The organism is Psychrobacter sp. AOP7-B1-25 (assembly GCF_052376195.1).
In the GTDB taxonomy this organism is placed as follows: Bacteria; Pseudomonadota; Gammaproteobacteria; order Pseudomonadales; family Moraxellaceae; genus Psychrobacter.
The window spans coordinates 92,327-110,486 of sequence record NZ_JBQSVK010000005.1 but is presented as its reverse complement, the minus strand read 5'-3'; the positions used below and the strand labels follow the sequence as shown (position 1 = coordinate 110,486).

15 protein-coding genes, 1 tRNA gene and 1 pseudogene are annotated in these 18,160 nt (G+C 39.9%); 9 read left to right on the top strand and 8 right to left on the bottom strand.

Going from position 1 to position 18,160, the window contains the following annotated elements; translation table 11 throughout:
• Positions 1-46: 46 nt before the first annotated feature.
• The 3 genes from ACT3QR_RS06565 to ACT3QR_RS06555 all read right to left on the bottom strand — a co-directional run bounded on the left by ACT3QR_RS06565 (position 47) and on the right by ACT3QR_RS06555 (position 1,752).
• Positions 47-856, bottom strand: a complete 810-nt coding sequence (locus ACT3QR_RS06565) for a hypothetical protein (protein WP_444520579.1) — start codon at positions 854-856, stop codon at positions 47-49.
• Positions 857-956: 100 nt separating this feature from the next.
• Positions 957-1,505 carry an IS630 family transposase gene (locus tag ACT3QR_RS06560; protein ID WP_444520578.1) on the bottom strand — a complete coding sequence of 183 codons (549 nt, stop codon included), beginning with the start codon at positions 1,503-1,505 and terminating at the stop codon, positions 957-959.
• Entirely contained in the window at positions 1,456-1,752 is a 297-nt protein-coding gene (locus ACT3QR_RS06555; RefSeq protein ID WP_444520577.1) for an IS630 transposase-related protein, read from the bottom strand. Before ACT3QR_RS06555 ends, ACT3QR_RS06560 begins: the two co-directional genes overlap by 50 nt.
• Before the next feature lie 182 nt (positions 1,753-1,934).
• On the opposite strand from ACT3QR_RS06555, the gene ACT3QR_RS06550 reads away from it, so the two are divergent.
• Positions 1,935-2,026, top strand: a tRNA-Ser gene (locus tag ACT3QR_RS06550).
• A 668-nt stretch (positions 2,027-2,694) separates the two neighbouring features.
• On the opposite strand, the gene ACT3QR_RS06545 is transcribed toward ACT3QR_RS06550, so the two are convergent.
• A complete protein-coding gene (locus tag ACT3QR_RS06545) occupies positions 2,695-3,123 on the bottom strand; it encodes an Rrf2 family transcriptional regulator (RefSeq protein ID WP_444520576.1) in 429 nt (142 codons plus the stop codon).
• Between the two features lie 258 nt (positions 3,124-3,381).
• On the opposite strand from ACT3QR_RS06545, the gene ACT3QR_RS06540 reads away from it, so the two are divergent.
• Both ACT3QR_RS06540 and ACT3QR_RS06535 read left to right on the top strand, forming a co-directional pair.
• Entirely contained in the window at positions 3,382-4,023 is a 642-nt protein-coding gene (locus tag ACT3QR_RS06540) for an NAD(P)-dependent oxidoreductase (RefSeq protein WP_444520575.1), read from the top strand.
• 930 nt (positions 4,024-4,953) lie between these two features.
• A complete protein-coding gene (locus tag ACT3QR_RS06535; RefSeq protein ID WP_444520638.1) occupies positions 4,954-6,345 on the top strand; it encodes a GntP family permease in 1,392 nt (463 codons plus the stop codon).
• Positions 6,346-6,563: 218 nt separating this feature from the next.
• On the opposite strand, the pseudogene ACT3QR_RS06530 reads toward ACT3QR_RS06535, so the two are convergent.
• Positions 6,564-6,835, bottom strand: a pseudogene (locus ACT3QR_RS06530) (transposase); the annotation flags it as partial.
• Positions 6,836-7,165: 330 nt separating this feature from the next.
• Here ACT3QR_RS06530 and ACT3QR_RS06525 point away from each other — a divergent pair.
• On the top strand, positions 7,166-7,594 hold the full coding sequence (locus tag ACT3QR_RS06525; protein WP_444520574.1) for an MgtC/SapB family protein: 429 nt from the start codon (positions 7,166-7,168) through the stop codon (positions 7,592-7,594).
• A 62-nt stretch (positions 7,595-7,656) separates the two neighbouring features.
• Here ACT3QR_RS06525 and ACT3QR_RS06520 read toward each other — a convergent pair whose 3' ends face one another.
• Positions 7,657-9,849, bottom strand: coding sequence for a heavy metal translocating P-type ATPase (locus ACT3QR_RS06520; protein ID WP_444520573.1), 2,193 nt, complete (start codon positions 9,847-9,849; stop codon positions 7,657-7,659).
• Positions 9,850-10,014: 165 nt separating this feature from the next.
• Between ACT3QR_RS06520 and cadR the strand changes: the two genes are divergently transcribed.
• The 5 genes from cadR (at position 10,015) to map (ending at position 16,192) form a co-directional block, all read left to right on the top strand.
• Positions 10,015-10,443 (top strand): Cd(II)/Pb(II)-responsive transcriptional regulator, encoded by a 429-nt coding sequence (cadR, locus tag ACT3QR_RS06515; RefSeq protein WP_444520572.1) that lies wholly within the window; start codon positions 10,015-10,017, stop codon positions 10,441-10,443.
• 700 nt (positions 10,444-11,143) lie between these two features.
• The gene (locus ACT3QR_RS06510) at positions 11,144-13,519 is read left to right on the top strand and encodes a TonB-dependent receptor (RefSeq protein WP_444520571.1); all 2,376 of its coding nucleotides are present in this window, start codon (positions 11,144-11,146) and stop codon (positions 13,517-13,519) included.
• Between the two features lie 66 nt (positions 13,520-13,585).
• Entirely contained in the window at positions 13,586-14,968 is a 1,383-nt protein-coding gene (locus ACT3QR_RS06505) for a YncE family protein (protein WP_444520570.1), read from the top strand.
• 251 nt (positions 14,969-15,219) lie between these two features.
• On the top strand, positions 15,220-15,426 hold the full coding sequence (locus ACT3QR_RS06500; protein ID WP_444520569.1) for a ParD-like family protein: 207 nt from the start codon (positions 15,220-15,222) through the stop codon (positions 15,424-15,426).
• Positions 15,419-16,192 carry a type I methionyl aminopeptidase gene (gene map, locus ACT3QR_RS06495; RefSeq protein WP_444520568.1) on the top strand — a complete coding sequence of 258 codons (774 nt, stop codon included), beginning with the start codon at positions 15,419-15,421 and terminating at the stop codon, positions 16,190-16,192. The genes ACT3QR_RS06500 and map overlap by 8 nt, the downstream gene beginning before the upstream one ends.
• 414 nt (positions 16,193-16,606) lie before the next feature.
• On the opposite strand, the gene ACT3QR_RS06490 is transcribed toward map, so the two are convergent.
• Together ACT3QR_RS06490 and rutD are read right to left on the bottom strand one after the other, a co-directional pair.
• A complete protein-coding gene (locus tag ACT3QR_RS06490) occupies positions 16,607-17,203 on the bottom strand; it encodes a malonic semialdehyde reductase (RefSeq protein WP_444520567.1) in 597 nt (198 codons plus the stop codon).
• 18 nt (positions 17,204-17,221) lie between these two features.
• Positions 17,222-17,998 carry a pyrimidine utilization protein D gene (gene rutD / locus ACT3QR_RS06485; RefSeq protein WP_444520566.1) on the bottom strand — a complete coding sequence of 259 codons (777 nt, stop codon included), beginning with the start codon at positions 17,996-17,998 and terminating at the stop codon, positions 17,222-17,224.
• Positions 17,999-18,160 lie beyond the last annotated feature (162 nt).

The window sequence follows — 18,160 nt, the reverse complement described above, 5'->3', positions numbered from 1 at the left end:
TATAGGGTGATGGAGCTTTGTCACACATAATAGCAGCAAAAAATTATTATGCTTTAGTAGGTGGAAAGATAGAATAGCTGTTTTTAACAAAGGTATAGCACGATAAAGCGATAAGTACCGCAATTCCAAAAAGTAAAACTAGCTGAATTATCCATGCCATCGAGGGCGCAATTAAACCGTTAGCGTAGGAGCTATGGATACCAAAATATGCCCAAGCCACTGCAATAGGAAAGACTGCATTGCGATAGCGCATTACGTATCTTACAACGACAGCGACTATAAATATCAATACTACAATCGTCCAAACTGAGCTGGAAATACCAAAGCCATCTACTCCTTGCTGAACTAAAAATATAGCATTGTTTAAAATAGTTGCTACAAACACCCAAGAAGCATAAAGGGTAAAAGCTGTTCCTGCTAAAGTAGATACCATACCAACTCGCGCGTTATAGGTTCTATGCACAATAGTCATTAGAGACACTAATATACCTACTATAAAAATAGTCGATAGCCCTACTCTCTCATAAGAAAAAGCGACGATCCATGCCATGTTAAATAAACTACTGATAACGAACAACCCAGATATTCGTGCAATAATCTTAGTGACTGCTGGATCTTTTCTCTTTAAAAAAAGAGTCACAAGTGTTGCAAATATAAGAGTATAAATGACGCCCCAAATTGAAAAAGCGAAACCATTCGGGGTAAGAAGCGTTTTATATTTCTCTGAGACAGCCGCGTGCCCCATGCCATTGAAAAATCCAGACGATCCTAGATAATTGACTGCTAAAGTGGCAAAAAGAACGAGTAAATTGACAACTGTCCACACGGTAACTTTTTTATAGTTTGACTCAATCATTATTTATGCGTCCCTTTATATTATGATACTGACAACAGTATCTAGAAAACCTGAAATATGACAATATTTTTTTAAATTATTATAATCATTACAAATATAGTCAGTTCAAAATAGAACTGTTATGGCCAGGACAAATATCATAAAATAATTTAGATAAGTCATTTTGCATCCAGCCTTGGCGTAGAAACTTCACCTGTGCCCATTTCTTTTCGATCGGATTCAGGTCAGGACTGTAAGGCGGCAGCCAAAGAATACGATGGCCATGCCTATTCAGGAGTTTTTGAATGCATTTGTTCTTATGAAATCTAGCATTGTCCATCACGATCATGCATTTTGTTTTAAGACTTGGGATCAATGTGTGTTTGCACCAATGATAAAATATGCTGCTATTAATGTTGGTCTCAAAGTAATCAAGCGCAAATAGCATTTTTTCATAAAGAGCACCAATGACATTAATGTGCTTTCTTGCCTGCCAGTTGTAACTATCAATACAAGGTTTGCCTATCAGTGCATATCCGTAAGGGCGAATGGTTTCCGCCTCAAAGCCACTTTCGTCCATATACACAATGGGATAGCCTTGCTGCAGAAAGCTATCAAGCTTACTCTGATATATCGCTCTTTTTATCGGACAGGCTTTTGGATGTTCCAAGATCTTTTTTTTGACTGATTCCAAGGCGCTTTAAGGCGTGATAAACTGCTGTTTTACTACATTTTAAGCGACGAGCTCGCTCATACTGGTAATCATCAGGATGTTCTTTGACATCATTAAGTAGCAGGTCATCAGGTATTTCATAGGGTTTGGTTTGCCTTGTCGTTTTGCTATGAACACGTTTCTTCCAGTTTTGTATGGTGGTTGGGCTGAGATTATAGAAAATAGCAGCTTCAGCAAAGGTCACTACAATAGTAGATGCAATAAGAATAGATTCTCAACGAACACACATATTTTTTGTTCTAAGAGAGGCTTGAGTAGAGGTAAAAATACTATAAAAATACAGTGACCAAATACGAGTTAAATTTTATCCTATTATAATTTACATCATGATTATTTAATCTTATAATTACTACAGGCTATATATATAAGTGTATGTAGGATAATGTCATAAAATATACTTTGGTCGACCTACCTTGACATGGTAGAGGTCGTTGGTTCGAATCCGATTACGCCTACCAGATTCGAAAAGCCCCAATCTTAAGATTGGGGCTTTTTTTTCCGTAAAATATGGGCTGTAGAGTGAAAATGCTTGCTTGCATCGAATCATAGTCATAATTATGCAATCAGCGCTACATCATCTAAAAAAGTGACGGTGACCAAATGGTGACAACCCCTTAAAAACTATTAAAATTAAAGGCCTTTTTTTGACCTCTACTTCAAATTCTAAGACAGCGCCTATTTCTTATTGTTTTTCTCTTTATCCTTTTTGAGCAGTAATCTGATGAATCCATAAATGCTATTCATATCGGTATTGCTAGTTAAGATCATAGAGATCAAACGAACAAGTCGCAGCACTCACCGCTACTATGTTTTTTTGTGCATATAATGCTGATTACAGATGAGAAACTTTCTATTACGAATTAAGTTTTCTGTCTCAAAACCCTTTACCACAACCACCGTTATGGGAACATATTCCAATGTAATGGTAAACGCTGACCTAACTAAATAAGTCTCCGACAATCCCGAGGCGGTTCATTATTATCGTATTAATGATTCCTGTTGTGATTTTAAGCTTAAAAAAATTCTATAAGTCCTAACCTATAGTTGCCTTTTATAAGATTTATTCAGCACAATTCTTCCTATAAATCTTTCTTATGAAAAATCATAAATCATGTCCCAAAAACCTTTATTCTTGACTGCGTATTTGCTCAATCACATCCGCAAGCGTTGAACCTTTTAGCTCTTCTCTTAAAGCATCTTCTACCCGATGCAAGATCGGATTAATTGCTGATTGAATATGCATTCCTACCAAACAGCGCTCACTGGTATCTTGATGCACATCAAACAACGCTTGCGATTTATTGTCTGCATATACCGCATCATATACCGCTAATAGTGGAATCTGCTCTGGTGATTTCGTTAAACGCGCACCAGCAACCCCAGCTTGTGTATGAATCAGTCCTGCTGCTTTTAATAGACTCATGATCTTACGAATCACCGCTGGATTGGTATTAACACTGGAGGCAATAAAGCTTGATGACGTTACCTCATCTTGATAGATATCTAATACCGCCAAGATATGAATCCCGACTGAAAAACGTGTCGTAATAGACATAGCCTCTCTTTCCTACTTGTTTGTTTAATAATCTACAGAGTAACATTTTGAGCAACTCACTAGTTTTAACATTTTACGGTCTAAACACATTTATAAAAAGACAATAATTGTCCAATGAAGATTACTAGTTGACTTTAATGAGTCTTCATTTTATCATACCTGTAACTTAAATGGTTACAGGTTAAGTTATTATTGAATATTGGTTTCAATACTAACCTCAACATTTCAATACTCATTACTAATAAATAGGAATATATTATGAAAATTGCAATTATCGGTGCTACAGGTCAGGCTGGACGTTTGGTTATGAAAGAAGCTTTAGATCGCGGCCACAGTGTTACCGCTATTGTTCGTAGTCCAGAAAAACTGGCACAAGAAAGACCGATCGCCGTGGTCGAAAAAGATATATTTGCATTGACCACTACAGATTTGACGCCATACGATGTGGTGGTTAATGCGTTTAATGCGACTTTTGGTACGGAAGAGCAACACGCAAGCGCAGGTCATGTATTGATTGAGGCGCTAAAAGGCCAACCCAATACTCGCCTTGTTGTTGTCGGTAGCGGTGGTAGCTTGTTCACTGATGAGAGTCGCAGCGAGCGTGTTCATGAATCGGCTGGCTTCCCTGCTCAGTTCTTAGATACGGCATTACAGATGCGCAAAAATTTGGAAGAGCTTCAAAGTACATCAGATTTGAATTGGGTCTATCTCAGCCCTTGCGGTCTATTCGATGCAGAAGGTAAGCGTACAGGCCGTTATGATACGGGTACCGATGTGGCCTTAGTAAATAGCAAAGGTGAGGCTTATACCAGCTATGCTGATTTTGCTATTGCTATGCTTGACGAGATTGAGCAGCCTGAACACCGTAACGAACGTTATGCTGTGGTTTCTGAGTCTTAAGTAGTCGATTACGCCTACCAGATTCGAAAAGCCCCAATCTTAAGATTGGGGTTTTTTTGTCCGTGAAATATGTGCTGTAGAGAAAAATACCTGCTTACATCGAATCATAGTCATGATTATGCAATCAGCTTTTAATTATTAGACTTTATTAAAGTGGTTTAATATTTATAATGTTATCTCTAATCATCAAGTAACGACTCTGAAAATACCAAGCTATTGCGTCGCTTGCCCCTACTCATGGCACACTTGTCATCGCATCATCTGTTTATCAAAATCGTCTCTACGATCGCTGCACTATAGTACGTCTTATTTTTAACAGTAAACCACTGAGACTATCTAATGACTGCTAAGGTTTAATAGTTGATATTTATTTATATCTCTGTTAGATTTTAAATCGATACATAATGTATCGTTTTATATGAAACTATATTCAAACAATGGCTAACCATTTAGTGTTTGCACATCACGTTGCTATAGCAGTTGCATTAGTCATATTTCGTTCATGCTAAGGATAGCTACTATGAACAATAATTCAGTTAATTATCTCTTACAAGTTAAAACTCTTCAAGTACCGCTCAAACAGTATTGACTTGCATGATAAAGCCCCAGTTATATATTTTTGATGCTATGAGTGCTCTTTTATATCGAGAATAAGTCGAGTCGTATATATCGCTGTAAACATTATAGGCACTAGCCCTAATGCTATGTCTGAGGAATAGTTAGCTATCAGAGAGCCTTTACGCTATGACATGAAGTACTTTCATTTTTTTCGTCATTCGCTACGATATTTTCCAATCTAAATAGCAACTTCTGAGAAAATTATAAAAAAATTTATCAAATAATAACTAGACTAAATTCTGTTTACCAGAAGCATTATCTTACTCACAGAGTTTAATTTTACAGCGTATTTTTCCATGGAAGGAAATTGAAATTATGAGCATTTTTGCTATTTTTTTGTCTTTGTCACTCTTAATATATTTTGCCTATAGAGGTGTCAGCGTATTAGTCTTGGCGCCCTTACTCGCTATTTTAGCTGTTGTTTTAAGTGGCGATAGTAGTCAAACTATGGGTATTTATACTGAAGTATTTATGCAGGGGCTTGGTGGCTTTGCTGTGAAATATTTCCCGCTATTTATCTTAGGTGCTATTTTTGGCAAGTTGATGGAAGATTCTGGTTACGCCTATAGCATCGCACGTAACATAGTGGATAAACTGGGAGACAAACATGCTTTGTTGGCCGTAGTCTTAGCCTGTTCAATCTTGACGTATGGAGGTGTATCAGCTTTTGTCGTTACTTTCGCAATATATCCCATTGCTGCCGCCCTATTTAAGCAAACAAACATACCTAAAAGACTGATACCCGGAGCGATCTGTATTGGCGCGCTAACCTTGACCATGACCGCATTGCCAGGTTCACCTGCCATTCATAATGTTATACCGATGCCTTATTTTGAGACCGATGCATTTGCAGCTCCTGGTTTAGGAATTATTGCCTCGATAGTTATGCTAGGCGGAGGTATGCTGTGGATGAATCGCCAAACACGTATTGCAAGTGCGAATAATGAAGGGTATGGAAATCATACGCTAAATGAAAAAGAACCTCACTCAGGTATCGATATACCCAATTTTTGGCTCGCATTATCTCCTATTCTCATTGTGATAGTAGGTAACTATGCTTTTTCAAAAATTATAATACCGTTATGGAACAATAGTTATTTAGCTGACGAAAAGTTTGGTGGTGTAACGTTAAGTTCAGTTATTGGTATTTGGGCCATTATTTTATCGTTATTCTTAGCTTGTGTGTTTGTTATTGCTTCGAGTTTCAAAAGAATAGATAGTGTGGCAGAAAGCCTAAACAAAGGCGCTACCGGATCTTTACTACCTATTTTTAATACAGCTTCAGAAGTAGGCTATGGTTCTGTGATTGCTACTCTTGCAGGTTTCGCTATTATCAAACAATCTCTTATGGGCATTTCACCTGGAAACCCTCTTATATCAGAAGCGATTATGGTTAACGTTTTAGCTGGTATTACTGGATCAGCTTCAGGTGGATTGGGGATAGCGCTAGAAATTATGGGTGCAAGCTATATGCAACTGGCGGAACAATATAATATTGACCCCGAATTAATGCATCGTATTGCTTCTTTGGCCTCTGGCGGTTTGGATTCATTACCACATAATGGGGCAATAATAACAATGCTAACTATCTGTGGTTTGACTCATAGAGAGTCCTACAAAGACATATTTGCTACTGCTGTGATCATTCCTTTAATTGCTCTCATTCTTGTTATCATACTCGGCACTATATTTGGGTCTTTTTAGAAAGACAGACCAGTATCTGAACTATGGAAGGGGTTGTTTAGCCTTGCAATCAATTCCGTAGAGTTAAACTTGGAAATTTTAGTTACGCAGCCCGACAATGAAAGTCAAACCGCATCTGCCTTGGCGATCTATAGCCTAAAATCTTTTGAATGTTCGTTTCACTGCGAGCATAGCTCTCATCTTGTGTCGGGGCGAAGCAGCACTTCGCCCTATCCCTATTCATTCAATATTCCTCGTTCTTCCTCGGTAACTTTTATCTGTCGTTTGAGGCGCTTGCTCTCTTCCATCACGGCCATAAACTATAGACCGTACTACTCAGTCCGTCCAAGCTTGTTTTGATTGGCTTTTTATGCCAGTTCGATAGTATTTACATAGCGATGCCAAGTTGCCTTGCAGTAGCTGAAATATCGCCATTATTATCTGCTATATTTTTGACAACTTCGGTTTCAGCTTTGAATTCTGCACTGTAGGTTTTGATTTCGTTGGTCATGATAAAATGCTGTGAATATGCTTAGCTTACCGAATTTACTTGTACAGTTTTTTCAGCACAGCTCAATAGAAGAAACTCTTGCTTACATCAACTTATACTCATAACTATTTAATCAACTCTAGATTGCTTAAAAAAGTTATGGTAACTAAGTCGCGATCGACCTCTATCAATATCTAACACAATTGTAGATTGCTATAGTGGAACGACTGATATTAGACTATTAAAATCTTGATACTTATTACAGGCTGTTCAAACACCTTCTACGTTGACGCTGTATTACCACATTTTTCTAAAGTAAGTCATGGCATCCATACTTTATGAGTTACCACTATGTTTAACTTCGATATTAGTCTAAATGTTCTGCTATATCATGCCTTCCAATTAGGTATTGCTTTTATATTGTCACTACCAATCGCTCTCAACCGTGAACTTGCAGATAATGGTGCAGGTTTAAGGACTTTTCCTTTGGTGACCATAGCCTCGTGTGCTTTTATGCTAGTTGGCATGGATATTTATCAAGAGGCCGATGCTGAGGCTAGAATTATGTACGGCATAATCACTGGAATGGGTTTTATTGGTGGTGGCGCCATCTTCAAGAATGAAGATGGCGCGAAAGGTACTGCTACTGCGGCTGGATTGTGGAATACAGCTGCCATTGGAATATCAGTGGCTTATGGTCGCTATGAGATTGCTATTATATTGTCAGTTGTTGGTTTTTTAATCCTTCAATTCTCAAAACCTTTTAAACCAAAACCTTAACGGCGAAACGCTTAGTTATAACAACAGAGAATCAAACAGCCTTTTGAACAAGAACTTCATACTTACTTTGTTTTGGACAGAGCGTTTAGTGGTTGAGCTCCTTTGAACCTTAGCAGGCGCAAAGCATTGAGAGTCACTAGCACCGTTGCACCAGTGTCCGCTATCACAGCGATCCAAAGTCCGGTAATACCTAGTAAAGTAGTGATTAGAAATACTGCCTTTAGCCCTAGAGCGAAAACCACATTCTGATGTATGTTGGCCATGGTTGCACGCGATAGTGCAATGAGATGAGCAACGTCTGTGACACGATTTTTTAACAATGCTATGTCAGCTGTTTCGATAGCCACATCCGTACCACCACCCATGGCGATGCCCACGTCTGCTGTTGCTAATGCTGGCGCATCGTTAATACCATCACCAATCATCGCTATCTTACTATTATCTTTCATCTCATTGAGCGAACGTAGTTTGTCTTCAGGTAAAAGTTCAGCTTCCCATTCTATATTTAAGTGATGTGCAAGCGCTTGTGCGGTCAGATGGTTATCACCTGTCAGCATAACCGAACGCACACCCATCGCTTTGAGCTGAGCCACCCCTTCCTTAGCATCATCTCGCAACTCATCTCGTAACGCTATCAACCCAAGCACTTCATCGCTTTGCTCGTCAAACAAAACTGAGACAGTCTTGCCTGCCTTTTGCAATACCTCAATGTCTGCCTGTTGGTCCATTGACAGCAAGCTTTTCTCAGTTGCATAGACTGGTGATCCAATGGCTAAAGGACGCTCGTCTACCGTTGCATGTACTGCTTTTCCCGCAGTAGCATAAGCCTTGGAAGCCACTGGTATAGATATCTGAGCAGCTTTAGCATGATCAATAATAGCTTTGGCAAGCGGATGGCTAGAGGCGGATTCAACACTAGCAAAAATTGCCAGCAGCTTACTCTGATTTTCATATCCTATATATTCTTGGTCTGGGCGCTTCTGTGTAAAAGCAATAACGTCGGTAACTCGAGGCTTACCTTCAGTTAATGTGCCCGTTTTATCAAAAGCGACGACATTCACACGACCCATAGTCTCTAAAGCGCTGCCACCTTTGATCAGTAAACCGCGGCGTGTACCGACAGCCAACCCTGACGCGATGGCTGCTGGAGTGGATAGTACAAGCGCGCAAGGACACGCGATTAGCAATAGTGCAAAACCACGATATAACCACGTCGACCATTCACCTCCCATCGCTAGCGTCGGAACAAGGATAACCAGTGCAGCGATAGCCATCACCGCTGGTGTGTAATAACGACTAAAATTTTCGATGAAACGCGCCGTAGGGGCTTTAGAGGCTTGCGCCTGCTCTACCAGATTGATAATGCGTGCAATGGTGTTGTCAGCAGCTGTCTTTTGTACACGGACTTGCAGCGCTCCATCCACATTGATGGACCCTGCAAATACCGTATTACCTATCGCCTTGGCAACGGGTATTGATTCACCCGTTACTGGAGAATCATCTAGACTAGAGTTACCTTGAACAATAACACCATCAGCAGATACTTTATCGCCAGGACGTATCAATACCAAGTCATCGACCTGCAACGAGCCTACAGGAACGGTATGCTGCCTGCCTTGTGCATCAAGTAGAATCGCAGTTTTGGGAACCAATGATGCCAGTGCTCTGATGCCAGCACGGGCACGATCAGCCGCCACACTTTCTAACAATTCACCGACAGAGAACAAAAAGACAACCGCCGCCGCCTCCTCAGCTTCACCAATGATAAGCGCGCCAATTGCCGCGATAGACATCAACATTTCAATCGAAAAAGGACTACCAGTCATCGCTAGAACTACAGACTTTCGAGCGAAGGGGAAAACACCCACAATGACGGCAATAGCAAATACCCACGTGCCGTAATCAGGAAAGATTAGTGCTAGCGTGTAGGCAACGCTCATCAATACGCCGAGACCAATTACCTGCTTACCTTTTTTAGTTTGCCACCAACGCTGTTGCTGCGTATTCAATTGATTGTCACTATCGTTATCTGCTGCATTTGCTTGATCAGTAGTGGCAGATATACCAAATCCCAGACGCTTGATGGTCTTTTCGATATCGCGGTACTGAGTATCTGAATCAGGGGCAAGCGATAGCTCTAACTTTTCAGTAGCAAAATTAAGCTGTATGTCAGAAACACCCGGCATACGTGCTAGTGCAGTTTCAATCTTTCTGACACAACTGGCACAGTCCATACCCTCAATATGATATTGCATAAACAACTGCCTCACTATAAGAATTCATTTGATAACGCTATTGTGAACCCTCTAGTGGCTTCAGAGTCAAGGCCACTTGTATATGGCTGTATAAACTTGATTTTCGTAATACCAAACCTTATAGTTACTTTAATGTTTTAATTTTAAGATAACGTTGAGAAAGCTATGCTAATAAAAATCGGAGAGCTCGCTAAACGTACAGGTGCGACAGTCGAGACCATTCGCTATTATGAAAAAGAAAGGCTATTACCAGAGCCCTTCCGTAGTGAGGGAAATTATCGCTTATATCGTAAAAGTCATATTGAGCGCCTACAGTTTATTTTGCACTGTCGCACACTCGATATGACATTGGATGAAGTACGAACGTTACTTAAATACTGGGAAGAACCTAACAGAGACTGCGGTGATGTAGATGATCTGTTAGATGAACATATTCAGGCTGTAGAAACACGTATAAAAGAGCTGAAACAGTTAAAAAAACATCTGAGCGTTTTACGGAAAAAATGCGATAGTGAAACTCCAGCGAAGTCATGTGGCATATTAAATGCCCTTGCTGACAATTCCTGTCATGAAAATCTGCATGAAACACATTAAATATTGTCTGTATAAATACAAATAATTAGTGCTTCTTCATCACTATATCTAACGTCTCCACTACCTATTAGCTGTTTTGCTACTATTTAATAGCATATGATTATTCGTGTGTTCAGGGATACTGTATGTGGTTAGTTATATCAATATCACAAACAGATTTCGAGCTACCTCCTATTTCATTTCTATTCAGTTGTGCCAGACGTATAGAGTCACATTCGCAAATAAAAACAAACCGACTCTAAAACCTACCCTTCCATATAACGTTTGCTCTTCGCCACTCTGGCGAGAGCGAGACTCGCTATTTTTTATTCAAACTATCACTCAAAGTTGATTTTAAACTTCCAGAATCTGATCCCTTCAGCTATATGACATATTAAACAGTCATGTCAGATTCTTTCAAATTGTCATTAAACTAGACGTTCCACTGTTAGTTAACTGCCTGTCGTTGTCTGTTCCTAATACATCCATTTTCTAAATCTCGACATGCTCATTAGTACTCCAGCACCAGATCCTTCATAGAATCATTGTCACATTTATCACTCACAAAAAATCAATATTGAGGTTACCTCGTGTAGACGTAGCTAACATGTGAAGCCTTCTGAAATATAATTTTTGTATATTTTTATGTTATAGTATAACATAACAATATAGATCGCTTATGTTCCTACTTATTTTCATATAACTTTCATTTGGTAATCTCATGTCTCCAGTTTTTTATGTCAACAAGTTAAAAGAACCTGATTACAACTCTGTATCTTCAGTCAACTTCAGGCTTCGTCGCGCAACAACTGTATTTTCAGTCACAACAGCTTTAGGTATAGCAAGTTTTTCAGTCAATGCAGAAGATACGACGGTCAATACAGACCCCGCTATATCTTCACCTTCCTACTCAGACTCCTCTGACGTTCGTGACCCATCGGTGACGCTAGATACGATATTTGTCACATCTAACCCTTTATTGCCTCAGACAAACGAAATGGCAACTGCGACTAGCATCGTTACTGGCGATGCGCTCACTACTCAGGTAAACAGCACGCTTGGCGATGCGTTGGCAGGTGAGGTTGGGGTGTCTGCTGATAGTTTTGGACAAGGTGCAAGTCGTCCAATTATTAGAGGGCAAAGCGCACCGCGTGTCCAAGTGATGCAAAATGGTTTAAACGTACAAGACGCTTCACAAATTTCACCAGATCATCAAGTGGCCGTACCTGTACTAGGTGCCAAACAAGTTGAAGTCATCAAAGGTACATCAGCTTTGATGTATGGCGGCGGTGCTATAGGCGGTGTGGTCAATATTGTCAATGACTCCATTCCTCAGGAGAAAGGGCAAAAGAGTATCAGCGGAAAGGTAGCATTGACTGGTCAACAAGCCACAGATGGTTATCTAGGATATGCGGGACTCAATGGCAGTATCGGTGAAAACTGGCTATGGAGTGGGTACTACCAAAAGACAGATAAAGGAAATATCCAAGCACCACACTTAGATACTGATGAAATTACCAACAGCTGGTACATACAAGACAATGGCAGTATTGGTTTGTCTTATGTGACCGATATGGGCTATATCGGAGCATCTTACCAACGTCTATCCTCAGAATATGGACTGCCCTTCCATGTTCATAATTCATGCTCACCTGATAGCACGTCAACTAACCAACTAAGCTGTGAGTCAGGGCACGACCACGACCACGACCACGACCACGACCACGACCACGACCACGAACATGGTGCCGCACCTTATGTCGATATGACTTCAAACATCTATCAGCTCTATGCAGAGCAAAAATTACCCATGATAGGTGTTGATAGCATTAATACTAAAATCAGCTATACCGACTATCGTCACGATGAAATAGATGAAGGCGCTGTTGGCACGACTTTTGAGAACAAAGCCATTAGCGCTAAAACTCAAGCCACACATAGCACATATAAAACAGGTAATTTGGGCTTTATGAAAGGGGTGGTCGGTCTAGACTACACAAACAGTAGGTTTTCTGCTATCGGGCTAGAAGGGTATTTGCCGCAGACCGACCGCACGCAAGTCGGACTGTACTTCATTGAACGACTCACACCAGATTATTTCGGCGCAAAAATACAGAATTCTGATAAGTTTGCAGGTCAGCCGCTATCTAAAAGCGATGAACATGCTGGTCATAATCATGGTGAGGCAGCGGTGACTACCAACACGCCCCTCGATACATCTAGTATTTTAAGAAAACAAGGCAAAAGCCCTTGGTATATTGAGTTTGGTGGCCGACAGGATTTTCAAAACTTGACAGATAATGATAATGACATTGAAAAAACACATGCCGGAACGTCTGTCAGCTTAGAAGGTGGCAAATATCTGACGCCTAATACGCAATTGTCTGCCAGAATCAGTCACTCTGAAAGACTGCCCTCTCCACAAGAGTTGTTTTCTAACGGCGCTCATCTTGCAACCAACACTTGGGAGCGTGGCAACGGGCAATTGGAAAAAGAATCCACTGATGGTGTAGAGCTTACTTTGCGCTACGACGATGGCGATCGTTTTGATAGTAGTATTTCTGTCTTTTATAACGACAGTGCGAATTATATTTACGCCAAGACCCAAGATGTTGTCACTGAAGGAGAATCTGCAGGTTTTCGCTTAGTGGATTATGTTCAAAGCGATGCCAAGCATTATGGTGGTGAAATTCAATCACGCTATTATCTTAATAACAATATCAGTATTGGTGGCTTTGCCGATATCGCACTTATAACACTAGATGATTCAAGTCTTACACGAAAGTACGCGCCAAGACTGGTATCGCCTAGAATTGGTGGTGATATCACCTCTCAATTTGGTCAGTTTGATTTAATTTTCTCTGGATACCATCGTTTTGAGCAAGATAACATTGCTGATTTTGAAACCAATACGCCAAGCTACAACATGGTTGATGCCAAACTTGTCTACCATAGTTCAAGCGCTCATGATTACACCGCTTTTTTCCAAGTCGAAAATATTTTGAACGAGCTTGCCTACAACCATGCGTCTTATTTGGCTGAACAAGTACCCATGCCAGAACGCTCATTAAACGCAGGTATCACATACAATTTTTAGTAGCTAACTCTCTTTTAATTAACCATCAGTGATCATGAGCCAAACAACTCATGACTGGAGTCTTTTATGAATCAAATAACTACGTTGAGCCGTGCAATCGCAATCGCCTTCTCTTCTCTAATCGCTATATCAGCCCTTAGCGGATGCGGGTCATCGGATGATAGAAAAACGTCTGCCACAGAAACAGATGATGGGCACGACCATGACGACCATGGCTCAACAGCTGTTACAGATGAAATAGATCAAGGTCGTTTATTCATGACGGCAAAGGATGATAGTCAGGCTTATGTTTATAGCCTTGCTCAAAATAAAGTGATTCAAACCCTACCCCTAACAGGACCGATCGATGCTATAAAAACCAGTCCAAATGCTAATTACGCAGTCGTCATGGATCGTACCAATAACACAGTCAACTTTTACCATAGTGGGCTTGATATCGAAAACCATGGCGATCATGATCACCCGTATGCTCGTGATGTCACAAAAATGCCATTACAGCTAAACTATACCCGTCCAGTACATTTTCAAACCTTTGGAGAGCAAGCAGGATTATTTTTTGATGGCCTAGGTGCGGAAGGTAACCCCATAGAAAACCCTGTACAAGAAGCTGGATTCGCACTCGTCACAGATACCGATATTGCTGATGGCAAACTGCCTTATCAAAAGCTTAATACCAACATACATGGTACAGCAGAACCTAGAGGAGACTATGTAATTGCCTCACAACGTTATCAGACAACTGGTAGCTCACTAGCCGACACACTCTCTGTCTTTAAACAGCATGGTGATCACTATCATATAAGCCAGACTTTCGATACAAAGTGCATGGGACTACATGGCAGTGGCAGTGTCACAGATTATAGTGTCTTTGCTTGTAGCGATGGTGTTTTAAGTGTTAAGCAGACTGAAGATACATTCAGTGCTGAAAAAATTACCTATCCTATTAGCTTAACCAATATGCAATGTGATGGGGCAAGTAGTCCTGCTCGAATTGGCTCATTTATCACCAACCATCATCATGACTACGTCATTGGTACTGCTTGTGGTCAGCCTTACCATGTTGATCCCATTAGTAAAAATATAACGCCTATTGTCTGGACAACAGATAGCAGTCGCCGTGTCGTCAGCTATGATTTTGATGCACATGGAGAACACCTCATGCTACTTGACGATACTGGCAAGCTATACATACTGGATACTGAACAAAACTATAAGCAAACGGCTGTATTGGATATTTTCCCAAATGGTCTTGCAGAAGATGGCGTACCAGAGTTTATTGCCAATCCAAATACTGAAGTGGTGTATATGATGGACAGCTCAAATAAACAGATTATCGAAATTGATCCTGATGATGGTGAAATTGAGTCAAAAATAACTCTAAACTTCACTCCTTCTCAGTTAGCATGGTTCGGTATAAAAGCGGAACATGATGATGAACATAGCCATTAATCATAAATATTCAAATAGCCTTTAGACTTACAAACAGTCTTTAACGAGACGCTTCTTAAATTAGGAAGCGTTTTTTTTAGCTGATTAAATTGTTCTCATACGTTAAGGAACCAGCTATAAAAAAAAGTCGCTTTTTATATGTAGATTAGTAATCAATAAAAAATTATTTTCCTGCTTTCTCTCGCTACCACTTGCAACCATATAAAAATCAATATACGATTCATATATGTTTCGTATATTAAGGTGTTTTTATGGGTATTGTTAAAATTGACGATGAGCTGCATGAGGATATTCGCAAAGCAAGCTCAGTCATGGTGCGCTCCATTAATGCACAAGCTGAATACTGGATGAAGGTAGGCATGCTTGCTGAAGCCAATCCTAATATGTCTTACAACCAAATTATCAATGAACAAATGAGACAAGCTGATATCAATGTAAGGAACCTTATAGATGGATAAGGTAATACTTAAAAATGCAGCAGAATTGGAGATTATGCGCGAATCTGGACGACTTTTGGCTTCTGTCTTTGACTATCTCGATGAACAAATCACAGTCGGTACTTCCACAATGGACATCAATAACCTAGCTGAACATTATATTGTCAATCAGTTAGGTGCACGTCCAGCCAGTAAAGGTCAGTATGGTTACAAGTATGCATTGAATACATCAGTGAATAACGTGGTGTGTCATGGCGTTCCTTCAGAGCATCAAATACTTAAATCAGGTGATATTGTAAATGTGGATATCACCCTAGAACAAGGTGGCTTTATTGCTGATTCTAGCAAAATGTATTTGATAGGTGAGGTGTTGCCCCTAGCAAAACGCTTGGTTGATCAAACCTACGAGGCCATGTGGAAAGGAATACAAGTGGTAAAACCTGGAGCAACGCTAGGTGATATTGGTCATGCCATTCAAAATCATGCCGAGAAACAGGGCTACTCTGTAGTAAAAGAGTATTGCGGTCATGGTATTGGACGCGAAATGCATGAGGGGCCACAAGTTCTTCATTACGGACATCAAGGGAAAGGTTTAGTTTTACGAGAAGGTATGACATTCACCATTGAACCGATGGTCAACCAAGGTAAGGCAAAAGTTAAAGTCAAAAAAGATGGCTGGACCGTAATTACCAGTGATAAAAAGCTATCTGCTCAGTGGGAGCATACAATTGCTGTTACTTCTAATGGCTATGAGGTTCTTACTCTTCGAAAAGACGAAGTCATTTAAGCCTTCTAAGCTATTTACTATCTGAGCGACTACAAAACCGTTTCGAAATTTCTAATACCATTTTTTGTTAAATATAGCGCAAGAGAAGACTCTCCTTGTTTATTATTTAAAAGATAATACCCAAAGACGTCCAAAGCTTTATTCTATGACAACTCATAACGTAGTCATTCAATTCTGCTTACGCCTACTAGATTAAAAAAGCCCCAGCTAAATAACTGAGGCTTTTTTCATGTTTATACAATATAGGCTTTAGAGACAAATATTTGATTTTAAAGCTATACAAGCAACAATATCTACTGCAAGTTCTCAGGATTTACTTAATAACTTAGCTAAAGACAGCTATCGCCGTATGTGTCATCAATTCACTCTACTATTCATATAATGAGACAGTTGAGTAGATAAATAACTGTGTCCTTACAAGATCTGACAAGCCTCATCAAAATCTAATCTTGGTAGACGGCTATACAATTTATCCTCTTGGCCATAACCTATATTAATCAGTAGGTTTGAGGTCCAATTACTATCTTTAAGAAAGGTGTTATCCACTAACTCATTATTAAAGCCCGACATAGGGCCTGTATCTAAACCCAACCCTCTACAAGCTAAGACGAGATAAGCTGCCTGCATAGAACTGTTTCTAAAAGCTGTTTCCTTTATCAGCTCAGGGCTAGAGTTAAACCATGATCTAGCATCAGTATGTGGAAATAGCTTAGGCAGTTTTTCATAAAACTCATTATCATAAGCGACAATAACCGTAATAGGTGCTGTCATTGTTTTTTCAACATTTCCTGATGATAGTGCTGGCTCTAAGCGCGCTTTCGCTTCATCAGATTTGAGAAATACAAATCTAGCAGGTGAACAGTTGGCCGAGGTAGGCGCCATTTTAACTAAATGATAAATCTCTTCAAGTAGTGCATCTGGCACCTCTTTTTGCTGCCAAGCATTAAAGGATCTAGCCTTGCCAAATAGCTGATCAAAATCTTCGGTAGATAACGATGATGAATTATTCATAACACTTCCTAATTGATATTAAACTTTAGATAAAAATTGAAGAATTTTACTATTGGTTAAGCAGGTTTCTGAGATTGTGCTGGCATGCCCACCCGTTACCATCAACTCAAATTGGGCGTTTTGCATATTTTCAGCCAAGGCCAGACCGCGTTGCCATGGCACCAAAACATCATCAAGGTTGCTTAACACTAACGTTTTGTTTTTGATATGCTTAGCATTTATGAGGGGCTGATAAGCCTGCAAAGCTTTTAATCTCGTTGAGACGTTCTCAACTGGTGCAAAGTTAGCAATGGCTTTATCTTCTTTTTGCGTGAGTGCTTCTATGTTGTCTGAGATCCAGATCGGTGGATATAAGAATATCGCTTGCGCGCGTACAAATGCCTCTATCCCTGTATCTTGTAGCAAACTGGTTCGCATACTAAAACACTTGATAGTATGGGGATCTAAGCTTTCCCAACCATTTAAAACCACGATCTTATCTAATAATTCTGGCGCTTTGTGAGCAACCTCAATACCGATAAAGCCACCAAGTGCGTGACCAACAAAATGACAGTTAGACAGTCCTTCTTCCTTTAAAATGTTGATTAATTGATCTGCTAAATCTTCCATAGAATAGTTATCGGGTAAAAGCTCACTATCAGGTAATACACCCTCTTGTTCATAGCAAACTACATTATAATGCTCTGTAAAACACTCAATTTGAGGCAACCAAAAATCAGCATGCCCACCTAAGCCCGAACTAAAGATAATTGTTTTTGAAGTATCGTTTTTACAAGGATATTTTTTAATTAACATATGTACCTGCCCAATTTCAGTAAAATTTAAATTGCGGTAAAAGCATCTAATGGTTTGTAACGTTCTAACATTAAGTCCAATTTACTAGATCAATTCAACGGTACGCTCATCACTGTCATAGTAGTCATACGTTAGCGCTTCTTCAAAATTGTTAGCAGTATT